The following is a 12,621-nucleotide window of genomic DNA, read 5'->3' as shown; positions in this document are numbered from 1 at the left end:
GTAACCGAGGTCGAACACCTCGCGCAGCACGAACACCGCCCGCTCGGTCGGCGCGAGCGTCTCCAGCACCAGCAGCATCGCCATCGAGACGCTGTCGGCCAGCTCGACGTCCTCGGCCACGTCGGGCGTGGTGAGCAACGGCTCGGGCAGCCAGGGCCCGACGTAGGACTCCTTGCGACGGCCGAGCGTCCGCAATCGGCCGAGCGCCTGCCGGGTGGCGACCCGGACCAGGTAGGCGCGCTGATCGCGCACCGTGTCCAGGTCGACGTCCGCCCATCGCAGCCACGTCTCCTGCAGCACGTCCTCCGCGTCGGCGGCCGAGCCCAGCAGTTCGTAAGCGGCCGTGAAAAGCAGGTTGCGGTGCCTCAGGAACGCCTCGGTGGCGGCATCGGACATTCGGCTCCCTTTCGCGGTGTCCCCACTAGACACCGCTGCGCGCCGGTTTGTGACAGCCAAACCGTTGTGGCACACGTCACGTCATCGTGCTGTCACAGCGATCGGATGGTCGGCATCTCATGTACGTCCCATGCAACACCACGACTTGAGGAGGATGTAATGGACGCTCGATTCGACATGATGGGCAACGAAATCGCCGCCAAGTTCGCGAAGCGGTTCATCAGCGCCAGCCAGGTGATCGACCAATCGCCGCTGCCGAAGGCCACCCAGGAGTTGGTCAGCCTGCGCGCCAGCCAAATCAACGGCTGCGCTGTCTGCATCGATATGCACACCAAGGAGGCCGCGGCCGCAGGCGAAAGCGCGGTACGCCTGAACCTGGTCGCGGCGTGGCGTGAAGCGACCGTGTTCACCGACGCCGAGCGGGCTGCGCTGGCGCTGGCGGAGGAGGGCACCCGGCTCGCCGATGCGCATGAGGGCGTGTCCGACGAGACGTGGGCCCAGGTTCGCAAGCACTACGACGACGACCAGATCGCCGCGCTGCTCTGCGTGGTCGCACTGATCAATGCGGCGAACCGGCTCAACGTGATTGTGCGGAATCCGGCGGGGTCTTACCAGCCCGGGATGCTCGCCAGCGTATCGGCCTGATCGGCAGCCGCGCCCCGAGGTAATACAGCGGCACACATGCCCACACGGCGGCGAGCGAAAGCCACAGCCCCAGTGGATAATTGCGGTCAAGGACGGTCATGTTGTCGGGGCGCATGCCGGGCTTGCCGTACACCGGGATGGCGAGGAACACCAACACGACGCTGCAGAACGCGGCCACCGCGATGGGCGGCCACCACCTGCCCGGGATCAGTCTGCGGGCGGCGAAACCCAATGCCACACACACTGGTGCGAACACCAGGTCGTGGAGCACCACGCCGACCAACGCCCACACCAGGATCCGCATGATGATCACCGGGGGGTTCTCCCACAGCAGCACGGCGCCGTATCCGCCTAGGAGGACTCCGAGTACGACAAGCGACAGCCTCATGGCACCACTTCCTCCCGATGGCGGCGCGCTCACGGCGCCACCACCTCAATGCGTGCCAGCCATTTCGTCTGCAGCACACCGGGTCTGGACGGTGCGATCAACCGGCAGGGATACCCGTGGTCGAGGTCCAGCGTTTGGCCGTTGAGCTTCAGCGCGATCAACGTCTTGGCGTCTCGGGCATGCCGCGCAGGCAGCACCGTCCGCGAGTACGGCCCCGGCGGCTCCAGCGAGATCATCCGCACGTCAGAGTCTTTCGGGCCGCCGACGGCGGCGACGAGATCGGCCAGCACCACCCCGGTCCACTCGGCGTCCACACTCCACCCTTCGACACAGGCGATCGGCAGCCGGTGGGTGGTCTGGGGCATCGCCTGCAAGTCGGCGAGGCTGAACGCCTTGGTCGTCGACCCGTTCGTCACCGTCAGCCGGTAGTCCGGCGATCGCGCGCTGCGCAGTACACCCGCCGCGATTGCCGACCGGTTGATCGGAACTCCTTGCGGCCCTTGCCCTGAACGGGGTGCCAGTACCGACACCTTACGCAGCAGCGGGATCGTCTGGCCTGCCGTCACGACAGTGGCGAGTGCGACCGCGAGCCATGTGCCGCGCAGCACCGTGCGCCGTGTCGGGCCGACAGTCGCGGGGGCGTCGTCGACCGGCTCGCCCAGCGCCCGGCGGATGATCGGCAGCTTCACGCCGATGTGCACCAGCACCGCGCCCGCCGCGACGTAGGCCATCGCGTAGTGACTGGTGGTGAAGAAGAACTTGAATGCGTACCACTGCGCGATGTTCAGCAGTCCTGTCGACAGCTGAAACAGCATTGAGCCGACCAACACCAGAATCGACAGCCGCTCGATCTGGCGGACCAGCCCGCCAAAGATGGGGCGCTCGAACAGCTTTGGCCACACCGACCACAGCTTGACGACGATCAGCGGAATGGCTGCGATGCCAGAGATGACATGCAAGCCCTGCGTGACGCGATACAGCCACACCGGCCGGGTGGGCCAGAAGAACCATGGTTGCGGGTGCTGGATGAAATGGCTGATCAGCCCGGTGACGAAGCAGACGGCTACGGCGATGCCCAATGCGAGGCCGACGCGGGCGGTGACGGCCGTGCCGCGCAACGTCGCGGTCTTCATCTCACTGCCAAGCTGGCCACCACGCGGCGGCCGATCGGGTAGATGTCCGTGACCGTGAGGCCGACGTCGTCGGCCAACCGCGCCGCGCAGTCGATGCCGACCGACGCCCATCGGAACCACGGGCCGATCGCGCGCGACGATTCGAGCCGCACCCATCCGGCGTGGATTCCGTCGACGGCGGAGTCGAATTCGACCAGACAGCGTCCGCCCTGTCGCAAAAGTTCGGCGGCCCGCCGCAGGATCCGGCGCGGGTCGCCGCCGAGGCCGACATTGCCGTCGGCGAGCAGCACGTTGTGCCACCGGCCGATCCCGGGCAGCGGGCCGAACACGTCGCGCCGCAGGGCCGGGGCGCCGCTGCGGCGCGCAAGAGCTACAGCGGTGGCAGATAGGTCAACGCCGAGGGCAGGCACGCCGCGCTGAACCAGGTGGGCCACCAAACGGCCTGGGCCGCAACCCAAATCGATGGTCGGGCCGCTACACAAGGCAACCAGCGCACGGTCGAAGCGCTCGTCGCCGTTGCGCCCACCGAGCCAGCGGCGCACCGGCAGCCGGACCACGCGCCCGTCGTCGTGGCGCACCCAGCACCGCTCACCATCAAGCGCGCGGTCGTAGAGGTTACCGAGCATGCGACACGCCCTGGGTCGCGCGGACGAACCGACTGTCAGGCGCGCATTGCACGCGGACTGCGTCGACGTCGTCGACCGTGTCCACATCGGCGAGTGTGGGAACAAGGCTCACAGTTGCCCCAGTGTCGCCAAGGGCCGCCAGCGTTACAGCGCCCGTGTCGGATCGGGACATCGGAATCGTGCGCAGGCACGCGGCCGTCGCGGCATCGGTCACGCCGAGTACCCACCAGCCGCCGTCCCGGGCAAGCCCGAGCACCGCGTCCGCTGCGAGCAATTCCCGGGCACATTCGCCGATCAGCTCGTCGGTCACCTGCGGGGTGTCCATGCCGATTTGGAGCACCGGAAGGCCGCCCGCGGCCTGTGCGGCGTCGACGTGCGCGTTGGCCAGCCGTTCAGCGAAGCCAGCGCCGCGCTGCGGCACCACCCTGAAATCGGCGAGGCGGGCCCGGATGTCGTCGGCCGCTCTTGCGTCGTCAAGGCTGCCCGTCAGCGCCACCACGCGCGCGGCAACCGGTGCCGCGGCCACCGCGTCAAGCGTGTCCAACAGCGCGGCGGCGGCGATGTCGGCGGCCGCCTCGACACCGATGCTGGCCGCCAGCCGGGTCTTGGCTTGGCCTGGCACCGGCGCCCTTGCGACCACCAGCACGACGACCGGGATCATGAGATCACCCGCCAAAAGTCAAGCGCCGCAATGAAACTGCCGCCAACCGACCCGCTGACCTTCGACTTTCCGCCGGTGCGAGGCCCGTAGGCGACGTCGCGTTCGACCACCCGCCAGCCGGCTTGCGCTGCGCGCACCAGCAGTTCCAACGGATAGCCGGAGCGGCGGTCGGTGACATCCAGTTCGAGCAGCGCCTCGCGGCGCGCCACCCGCATCGGCGCGATGTCGTGGACGGGCAACCCGTATCGGGTGCGCAGCCGCCAGCACACCGCCGCCGTGCCGAGGCGCGCGTGCCATGGCCATTTCAGTCCGTCGACGGCGCGGCGCCGCCCGATGGCCATATCGGCGCCGCGGTCGAGTTCGTCCACCAATGCGGGCAACTCGCGGGCGTCGAGCGAGCCGTCGGCGTCGAGGACAGCCACGATCTCCGTCGTCGCCGCCATCACCCCGGCATGCACGGCCGATCCATAGCCGGCCCGCTGTTCGGCGACCACGTCGGCGCCATGCCGACGTGCCACGTCCGCGGTGCCGTCGGTGCTGTTGTTGTCGACCACCAGCGCCCGATACCCGCCGGGCATGGACGCCAGCACCCCGGGCAGCGATGCCGCCTCGTTCAGGCAGGGCAGCACCACCGTGACGTCGCGCATATCTGTGGACGGTAGGCCGTCCAAGGCGTCGGCGGCAACGAATGAACGGTGACGGAACAATGACATAGGCGCTGGTAGCAGCGCCGCGAGGATAAGGTCAGAAATATGACGCGGGTGCTGATCGCCGACGACGACATCGTGGTGCGCGATGTCGTGCGCCGGTATCTGGAGCGCGACGGCCTCGACGTCGCGATCGCGCACGACGGCACAGAGGCGCTGCGGCTGCTTGGCTGCGAGCAGATCGACGTCGCGGTGCTCGACGTGATGATGCCCGGCCCTGACGGTTTGACGCTGTGTCGCAGCCTGCGACAGCGCGGCGGCTATGCGATGCCGGTGATCTTGTTGACCGCGCTGGGCGAGGAGGACGACCGGATCGCAGGGCTGGAGGCGGGCGCCGACGACTACCTCACCAAGCCGTTCAGCCCGCGTGAGCTGGCGCTGCGGGTGCGGTCGGTGCTGCGGCGGGCGCCGTCGCCGGCCGGGGTGCCGCCGGTGGAGATTGCGGTCGGCGAGATGACGGTCTCGTCGGCCGCCCGCTCGGTGACGATCGACGGTGAACCAGTCAGCCTGACCAACCGCGAATTCGACTTGCTGATGTTCTTCCTCACCCACCCCGACACCGTGTTCTCCCGCGAGGAGCTGCTGAAGCGGGTGTGGCGGTGGGACTTCGGTGATCTGTCGACGGTCACGGTGCACGTCAAGCGGCTGCGGTCCAAACTCGGTGATCACCACCGGGTTCAAACGGTGTGGGGCCGAGGATATTTGTGGAGCGATGAGCGCCCGCGCGAAGAGGCGGGGATCTAGTGCCGACCGACCTGTGGGAGATCGCCGCGTTGGCGCTGGGCTGCTCGGTGCCCGTCGTGCTGGCGGGGGCGATCATCATCCGGTTGGCGCGGTCGTGGTCGCTGGCGGTCAGCATGGTGGCGCTGGTGCTGATCCCGACGTTGGCAACGTTCACTGGTGTGCTGGGCGCCAGTGGGTTCATGATCACCGAGACGTTCGAGCGGATAGCCATCGTGTTGGTGATCGTGTCCGTGGTAACGATTCCCGCGGCGGTGATGCTGGCGCGTTATCAGGCCCGAAGAACGGTGTGGGAACAGGAGATTCGCGATTCCGAACGCGCGGCCGAGCATTCGCGGCGCCGGCTGGTCGCGTTCGTCAGCCACGACCTGCGCACGCCACTGGCAGGGATCCGGGCGGTGTCGGAGGCGATCGCCGACGGCGTGGTTCCGGATGCCGAGGTGCGTGTGCACGCGAAAACGATTGAGCAGGAGTCGATTCGGCTATCAGACATGGTCGATGACCTGTTCGAGATGTCGAAGATAAATGCGGGTGCGGTGGAACCGATGTTCGACAAGGTGGCGCTCGACGAGGTTGTTGACGACGTGCTTGCCGCGCACAGGATCTCCGCGGAGCGCGCGGGAGTGTTGTTGCGGGCCGAGCTACCCGACAAGCCGGTGCGGGTGCTCGGCAGCGACCGAGCCTTGGTGCGCGTGCTGTCCAATCTGGTGGCGAACGCGATTGCTCACACGCCGTCGGGCGGAAAGGTGTTGCTGGCGTTGGGGTCCGACGATCTCGGAGCGTGGGCCCGCGTCGACGATACCGGCGTCGGCATCGATGAGGCCGACCTGCCGCGGGTCTTCGACGTGGCGTATCGAGGGTCCAATGACCGGGTGCCGCGGGCGGACTCGTCGCTGCCGAGTGGATCGGGGCTGGGGTTGGCGATCGCGGCGGGATTGGTGCAGGCGCATCGGGGCACGTTGTCGGCCCACAACCTGGCGACCGGTGCGCGGTTCGAGGTGCGGCTGCCGCTGGCGGACTAGGTCGGGCTCCGCGTCGACCGGCCTCGAGCGGCCACTTATCGCACGTTTCTTGCGCAACCGGGCTGTTTCAAAATTGAGTGGTATTGATCGGTGCTGATCGGCATGTCCTACCGGCGCTGGTGGTGGGTGTCGTTTAGATGGGTTGGTGGCCAAGGGATATCGCCTGGTGGATCGTGATCAGCAGTTCTTGATGCCGGAGAATATGCGCGACTGGTTGCCGGCCTGGGATCCGGTGTGGTTGGTGATCAAGGTGGTTGAGGATCTGGATACCACCTTGTTGCACGCTGTGCGGCGCACCGGCGGAGCGGGCCGTGCCGGTTATGACCCCGACATGCTGCTGACCGTGTTGATTTGGGCGTGGGCGCAGGGAGTGCGCTCGTCGCGGGTGATCGAGCGGTTGTGCCAGCGTGATGTGGCGTTTCGGATCGTCTGCGCTGGTGATGGGCCGGATCATGTGACGATCTCCCGGTTTCGCGCGCAAGCCGCTGTGGTGTGTGAGGATCTGTTCGCGCAGGTGCTGGGGTTGTGTGCCCGGCTGGGGATGGGCCGGTTGGGGGTGGTGGCCATTGATTCAGTCAAGATCGCCTCGGATGCGTCGATGGCGGCCAACCGCACCGCAGAGGGGCTGCGTAAAGCCGCTGCTGAGCAGGTCGACATCGACCTAGGGAAGGCGCGTGAGGTGGCCGCCAAAGCGGCCGCTGAGCATGCGGCCACCGATGCCGCCGAGGACGAGTGGTATGGGCCGGGCCGACGCGGTGATGAGGTGCCCGAGGATCTGGTGGATCCCAGCTCGCGGGCCCGACGCATTGCTGAGGCGATCGAGCAATTGAAGGCCGATACCGCTGCCGGGGGCAGGGACCAGCAGGCGGCCGCGGCCCGCCGGCAGCAGCGTGAGCAGAAAAAGCAGCGGCAGCGTGACGCCCTGTTGGAGCGGTATCGCGCGCAGCATGAGCAGGGTCGGCAGGTGCCGATGGGGCGCCCGCCTGCCGAGATCCGCGTTGAGGTACTCGAAGAGAATCTGGCCGTGCATCGGGCTCGCGCGCAGAACAAGATTGATGCCTTCTGGGCGCGCCCCTTCCGCGGTGGACATGTGCCGGGTTCGGTCGACGACGACAAGAAGGTCCGACGGGCCCAGGCCGCCTTAGACCGGGCGATCGCCGAACGTGAGGCTCGACAGCAGGTCGCCCGGGCCGAGGAGGCCGCAGCCGTCGAGTCCGAGGCCGATGCGGCGTCGGCGGGCGGGCGTAAACCCAAAGCGCCCAAACGAAATATCACCGATCCGCAGTCACGGATGATGCCGCTACGCGGTGGGGGCTGGCTGCAGGGCTACAACTGCCAGGCCGCTACCAGCAGCGACGGGTTGATCATCGCCACTAGCGTGGGCAACAACCCCAGCGACGCGACCGCGTTTCCCACCATCATGGACAAGACCACCGCCGCTGCCATGCTCATCGATGCCCACCGCCCCACCGCGGGGTCACCCGCCGGGGTCGGGATCGTGCTCGCTGATGCCGGCTATCTCAGCGAGGACAACCTCACCGCGCCTGGACCTGACCGGCTGATCGCGGTCGGCAAGACCCGTGACCTGGCCGCTGCTGCCCGCGATGAGCCTGCCGTCGGACCACCCCCACCGGACGCCACCCCGATCGAGGCGATGGCGCACCGGCTGCGCACTCCCGAGGGTCACGATCTCTACAAGCAGCGCAGCCATATCGCCGAAACGCCGTTCGCCCATGCCAAACACAACCTCGGATTCCGACGCTTCACCAGCCGTGGAATCGACAGGGCAGCAGCAGAATTCAGCTTCCACGCCCTGGTCCACAACCTGATGAAGTTGATCAGCGGCACAGCCCCGACGCCCGCGTTCAGCTAACGGCTAGGGACCAACCCGCCGACGGCCACCACCAGACGACCATTTCATCCATGCCTCATCCGCCACACCAGGCTCACGATTCAGAAACAGCCCGTTTCGGCGAAAATGCGTGCAATAAGTGGCCACTCGACCGGGGCTAGTCGGGCAGCGAGTCGCTCAGCCGCTCCGTCGCCGCCAGGTAATCCTCGATGAATTCGCGCACCACCTCACGGGCCGGCTTCACCTTGTTCATCAGGCCCACGCCCTGGCCGACGAAGTATGTGGCCAGCGCCTGCGCGCCCGGATGGCCCTGCGACGCCAACACGTCGATGCGGCGGATGATCGGCTCGCTCAACATCGACTGCAGCGGCAGCGGCAACGGCTTGCGTCCGCCCTCATTAGGCAACCACGCGTTCGTCCACTCCGACTTCAGTTGTCGCGCAGGCTTTCCCGTACGGCCAGCCGAACGGATGGTATCTCGCGACGTCGCCGCAAACATCTTCTGCACCGTGTGCGGCGCCGTTTCGGCCTCCTCCGTCGTCAACCACACCGATCCCGTCCATGCTCCGTCCGCACCCATCGCCACTGTTGCGGCCATTTGCCTGCCGGTGACGATGCCTCCCGCCGCAAGCACCGGCACCGCGCCCTCGATCGCCTCGATGACTTCGGGGATGAGCACCAGCGTCGTGACCTCGCCGCAGTGCCCGCCCGCCTCGGTGCCCTGCGCGACGATCAGGTCGACACCCGCCTCGACCTGCTTGACCGCGTGCTCTTTGGCGCCGACGAGCGCGGCGACCGGGACACCCCGCTCCTTACCGGCCGTGATCATGTAGTCCGGCGGCACCCCCAGCGCGTTGGCGATCAGCTTGATCGGGTGGCTGAACGCCACCTCGAGCAGATCCTTGCCGGTGTCACCGGACAGGAACGACGGCCCCGTCGGCGCTGACTGCTCCGGTTCGATGTGATGGGCCCTCAGCAGATAGGCGATGAAATCGCGATAGTCGTCGGGAATACGGCTGGCCAGCTCACCGCGGGAGAGGTTCTCGCCCTTGCCCTCGAACTTGGCAGGCACGATGAGGTCGACGCCGTACGGCTTTTCGCCGACGTGCTCGTCGATCCACGACATCTCCTTGTCCAGCCACTCCGGCGTGAATGCCGTCGCTCCGAGCACACCGAACCCGCCGGCGTTGGTGACGGCGGCCACCACATCTCGGCAGTGACTGAACGCGAAGAGCGGGAAATCGATACCGAACTGTTCACAGATCGCTGGTTTCACCCCACCAGTATCACTAAGTCACATCGGTGGCCGACAGGAACCCGTCGATCTCGCCGATCATCTGCCGCCCGTCGAGCAGCTGCGGGTCGTTGTGTCCCGCCCCAGCCACCACCACGTACCGCTTCGGCTCGGCGGCCGCGTCGTACAACCGCTTGCTCAGCGCGGCCGGGACGATGTCGTCACGGTCGCCCGCGATCACCAACAGCGGCGCCCTCACCGATGCGATCCGGTCGATCGACGGATAGCGGTCGAGCAGCAGCCGACTCACCGGCAGCCACGGGTAGTGCACCGCGCCGACATCGGCCAGCGACGTGAACGGAGACCGCAGCACCAACGCCGCAGGCGGTCGCTGCACGGCCAGTCCGACTGCCACTGCGGCGCCGAGCGATTCGCCGAAATACACCACCCGCTCGATTTCCGGTTGCGCACGGAGCCAGGCCTCGGCGGCGCGTGCGTCGGCTGCCAAACCCTCCTCGGTGGGCCGGCCCTTGTTGCCGCCGTAGCCCCTGTAGTCGAACAACAACACCGAATGCCCAAGGCGGTTCAGCGCCGCCGCCAGCTCAACCCGCATCGCGCGGTCGCCCGCGTTGCCGTTGCACACCAGGACAGCGGTGCGGCCAGCGGGGAAATACCATGCGCCCAACCGGATTCCGTCCTCGGTATCAAGCACGACGTCGCGCCCGTTCGGCAACACCGACGGGGCCGAGGGCACCGGCCCCGGCGACGGAAAGTAGATCAACCGTCGCTGCTGCGACCACATGAACCCGACCAGACCCGACGCCACAAGGGTGACGATAACCAGAATCCGCAGCGCCGAACGCACCTAATCCCTCAGGGGCGCGTACGCGAACTCGCGCAACCCGTCGCGCGGATCGACGGCCGCGCGAAAGCCCAGCACCTGCGCTGCCCGCGCGGGGTCGGCAACGATGTGCCGCACGTCGCCGCTGCGGTACTGACCGGTGACGAGCGGCAGCACATCGCCGCGGGTCTCGCACAGTTCGGTGGCCATCTCCAGAATCGAGATCGGCCGCCCGGAGCAGACGTTGAACGCAGAGAAGCCCGCGAAATCTGCGTCTACCGCCACCGCGTTGGCGGCGGCGACGTCGTCGACGTGGACGAAGTCGCGCATCTGACCGCCGTCTTCGAAAACCCGTGGCACGTCTCCCGATTCGAGCTCAGAACGGAAGATCGCCGCCACGCCCGAATACGGTGTGTCCCGCGGCATGCCTGGCCCGTAAACGTTGTGATAGCGCAGCGCGACCACCGACCCGCCCGCCGCCTCGGCCCACGCCAGCGCGTAGTGCTCCTGCGCGGCCTTGCTCGCCGCATACAGGCTGCGGGGCCGCAACGGCGCATCCTCGTCGACCAGCCGCCAGTGCACCTGCTCCCCGCACAGCGGGCAACGGTGCTCGAACACACCGGCGTCGAGATCGGCTCGCGTGCGCGGCAGCGGATCGACGAGCCCATGTAAATCGCACTCGTAGCGGCCCTGGCCATAGACCACCATCGAGGACGCCAACACCAGCCTCCGGCAGCCGGCCGCAAACATCTCCGCTAGCAGCACCGCCGTACCGAAGTCGTTGTTGATGCCATAGGACGGCGCGTCCGCGGCATCGACCCCGGCCCCCACGACCGCCGCCTGATGGCACACCACGTCGACGTCCTCGAGCAGCGGCGCCAACGCGGCGGCGTCACGCACGTCGACTTTCTGAACATCAGGCGGCAGTTCGGCATTCGCGCCGTGCGCGGTGGCGAGCATCGCGTCGACCGCCACCACGTCGTGGCCGGCGTCGGCCAACGCGGCGCCCACCCGCGTTCCGATGAATCCGGCTGCCCCGGTCAGCAGCACCCTCATGGCAGATCGAACGGCAGCTCGACACCGTCGTGCGGCAGACAGTGGGTGCAGGTGCGCTCCGTGGTCACCTGATCGATGGCCTCGTGCACCAGCTTCTTGAACGGCACCAGGTTGCGTTCGAACTCGGCGAACACGTCGACCGCCCTGACACCGGAACCGGTTTCGATGCCGGCGTCCAGATCCGTCACCAAAGCGATGGCGGCGTAACACATTTCGAGCTCACGCGCCAGCACCGCCTCGGGATAGCCGGTCATGTTGACCAGCGTGAAACCCTGGCTTGCGAACCACCGACTCTCGGCGCGGGTGGAGAACCTGGGCCCCTGGATCACCACCATCGTGCCGCCGTCGACCACGCCCGGCAGGTCCGCCGCAGCGGCCCGCAACGTCGGGCAGTACGGGTCGGCGAAACCGACATGGATGCCGCCCGAATCGAAATACGTGTCGTCGCGCCCGCTGGTGCGGTCCACCAGTTGGTCGGGCACCACCATCGCGCCGGGGCCGAGGTCGGGTATGAGGCTGCCGACCGCGCACGGCCCGAAGATGCGGCGCACGCCCAGCGCGCGCAGCGCCCACATGTTCGCGCGGTAGGGCACGGTGTGCGGGGAGAACTCGTGCTTGACGCCGTGCCGGGGCAGAAACGCGACTTCGTGCTGGCCGACGGTGCCGACGGTGATCGGCGCACTCGGCGCGCCGTACGGGGTATCGAGGCTGATGCTGCGGGCGTCAGATCCGAAGAACGTGTAGAAACCGCTGCCGCCGATGACTCCCAACACTCGACCATTCTGCGTCATGCCAGGATGGCGCTCGTGGCCAGTTTCGCGCAGTGGGTCGAGGGCGCCCGACCGCGCACGTTGCCCAATGCCATCGCCCCGGTGATCGCCGGCACCGGCGGCGCCGCCTGGCTGCACGGGGCCTGCTGGTGGAAAGCCCTGCTGGCCCTGCTCGTCGCGGTCGCGATGATCGTCGGCGTCAACTTCGCCAACGACTACTCCGACGGCATCCGCGGCACCGACGACGTCCGGGCCGGGCCGCTGCGGCTCGTCGGCTCCAAGCTGGCGGCGCCGCGCGCGGTGCTGACGGCCGCCGTGGTCAGCCTTGGTATCGCGGCGGTGGCCGGGGTGGTGCTCGCCTGGTTCAGTGCGCCGTGGCTGATCGCGGTGGGTGCACTGTGCATCGCTGGGGCGTGGCTGTACACCGGCGGGGCGAAGCCCTACGGCTACCTCGGGCTCGGCGAGGTCGCGGTGTTCGTCTTCTTCGGGCTTGTCGCCGTGCTGGGTACGCAATACACCCAGGCGCTGCGGGTTGACTGGGTCGGGCTG

15 protein-coding genes are annotated in these 12,621 nt (G+C 67.8%); 5 read left to right on the top strand and 10 right to left on the bottom strand.

Annotated features, from left to right (window positions below):
• On the bottom strand, window positions 1–396 hold a 396-nt coding region (locus VE759_RS14445), incomplete at its 3' end, for a sigma factor (RefSeq protein ID WP_324933558.1).
• Between the two features lie 159 nt (window positions 397–555).
• Between VE759_RS14445 and VE759_RS14440 the strand changes: the two genes are divergently transcribed.
• Window positions 556–1,041 carry a carboxymuconolactone decarboxylase family protein gene (locus tag VE759_RS14440; RefSeq protein ID WP_324933553.1) on the top strand — a complete coding sequence of 162 codons (486 nt, stop codon included), beginning with the start codon at window positions 556–558 and terminating at the stop codon, window positions 1,039–1,041.
• Here VE759_RS14440 and VE759_RS14435 read toward each other — a convergent pair.
• Genes VE759_RS14435 through VE759_RS14415 form a run of 5 tightly spaced genes read right to left on the bottom strand, consistent with a single transcriptional unit; the run spans window position 974 to window position 4,496 of the window.
• Complete coding sequence (locus VE759_RS14435) at window positions 974–1,429, bottom strand: hypothetical protein (RefSeq protein WP_324933550.1); 456 nt, start codon at window positions 1,427–1,429, stop codon at window positions 974–976. The two genes, VE759_RS14440 and VE759_RS14435, sit on opposite strands and share 68 nt — an antisense overlap.
• Before the next feature lie 29 nt (window positions 1,430–1,458).
• Window positions 1,459–2,562 (bottom strand): molybdopterin-dependent oxidoreductase, encoded by a 1,104-nt coding sequence (locus VE759_RS14430; protein WP_324933547.1) that lies wholly within the window; start codon window positions 2,560–2,562, stop codon window positions 1,459–1,461.
• Window positions 2,559–3,188: a methyltransferase domain-containing protein gene (locus VE759_RS14425; protein WP_324933545.1), complete on the bottom strand. Its 630-nt coding sequence runs from the start codon at window positions 3,186–3,188 to the stop codon at window positions 2,559–2,561. The genes VE759_RS14430 and VE759_RS14425 overlap by 4 nt, the downstream gene beginning before the upstream one ends.
• Window positions 3,178–3,849, bottom strand: coding sequence for a TIGR04282 family arsenosugar biosynthesis glycosyltransferase (locus VE759_RS14420; protein WP_324933542.1), 672 nt, complete (start codon window positions 3,847–3,849; stop codon window positions 3,178–3,180). The genes VE759_RS14425 and VE759_RS14420 overlap by 11 nt, the downstream gene beginning before the upstream one ends.
• The gene (locus tag VE759_RS14415) at window positions 3,846–4,496 is read right to left on the bottom strand and encodes a glycosyltransferase family 2 protein (RefSeq protein WP_324933539.1); all 651 of its coding nucleotides are present in this window, start codon (window positions 4,494–4,496) and stop codon (window positions 3,846–3,848) included. Before VE759_RS14415 ends, VE759_RS14420 begins: the two co-directional genes overlap by 4 nt.
• Before the next feature lie 105 nt (window positions 4,497–4,601).
• Between VE759_RS14415 and VE759_RS14410 the strand changes: the two genes are divergently transcribed.
• From VE759_RS14410 to VE759_RS14400, 3 genes are all read left to right on the top strand, one after another.
• Window positions 4,602–5,300, top strand: coding sequence for a response regulator transcription factor (locus tag VE759_RS14410; RefSeq protein WP_324933536.1), 699 nt, complete (start codon window positions 4,602–4,604; stop codon window positions 5,298–5,300).
• A complete protein-coding gene (locus VE759_RS14405) occupies window positions 5,300–6,319 on the top strand; it encodes a HAMP domain-containing sensor histidine kinase (protein WP_324933532.1) in 1,020 nt (339 codons plus the stop codon). Before VE759_RS14410 ends, VE759_RS14405 begins: the two co-directional genes overlap by 1 nt.
• Before the next feature lie 145 nt (window positions 6,320–6,464).
• On the top strand, window positions 6,465–8,192 hold the full coding sequence (locus VE759_RS14400) for a transposase (RefSeq protein WP_422656576.1): 1,728 nt from the start codon (window positions 6,465–6,467) through the stop codon (window positions 8,190–8,192).
• Window positions 8,193–8,328: 136 nt separating this feature from the next.
• Here VE759_RS14400 and VE759_RS14395 read toward each other — a convergent pair whose 3' ends face one another.
• The 4 genes from VE759_RS14395 to VE759_RS14380 form a co-directional block, all read right to left on the bottom strand.
• A complete protein-coding gene (locus VE759_RS14395) occupies window positions 8,329–9,447 on the bottom strand; it encodes a nitronate monooxygenase (RefSeq protein WP_324933529.1) in 1,119 nt (372 codons plus the stop codon).
• A gap of 13 nt (window positions 9,448–9,460) precedes the next feature.
• Window positions 9,461–10,207 (bottom strand): alpha/beta hydrolase, encoded by a 747-nt coding sequence (locus tag VE759_RS14390; RefSeq protein WP_324933561.1) that lies wholly within the window; start codon window positions 10,205–10,207, stop codon window positions 9,461–9,463.
• A 63-nt stretch (window positions 10,208–10,270) separates the two neighbouring features.
• Window positions 10,271–11,302, bottom strand: coding sequence for an NAD-dependent epimerase/dehydratase family protein (locus VE759_RS14385; RefSeq protein WP_324933526.1), 1,032 nt, complete (start codon window positions 11,300–11,302; stop codon window positions 10,271–10,273).
• Complete coding sequence (locus VE759_RS14380) at window positions 11,299–12,093, bottom strand: S-methyl-5'-thioadenosine phosphorylase (protein WP_324933522.1); 795 nt, start codon at window positions 12,091–12,093, stop codon at window positions 11,299–11,301. The genes VE759_RS14385 and VE759_RS14380 overlap by 4 nt, the downstream gene beginning before the upstream one ends.
• A 15-nt stretch (window positions 12,094–12,108) precedes the next feature.
• Between VE759_RS14380 and VE759_RS14375 the strand changes: the two genes are divergently transcribed.
• On the top strand, window positions 12,109–12,621 hold a 513-nt coding region (locus VE759_RS14375; protein WP_324933519.1), incomplete at its 3' end, for a 1,4-dihydroxy-2-naphthoate polyprenyltransferase.

It is taken from the genome of Mycobacterium sp., assembly GCF_035640695.1.
In the GTDB taxonomy this organism is placed as follows: Bacteria; Actinomycetota; Actinomycetes; order Mycobacteriales; family Mycobacteriaceae; genus Mycobacterium.
This window is presented reverse-complemented; position numbering and strand designations above follow the sequence as displayed.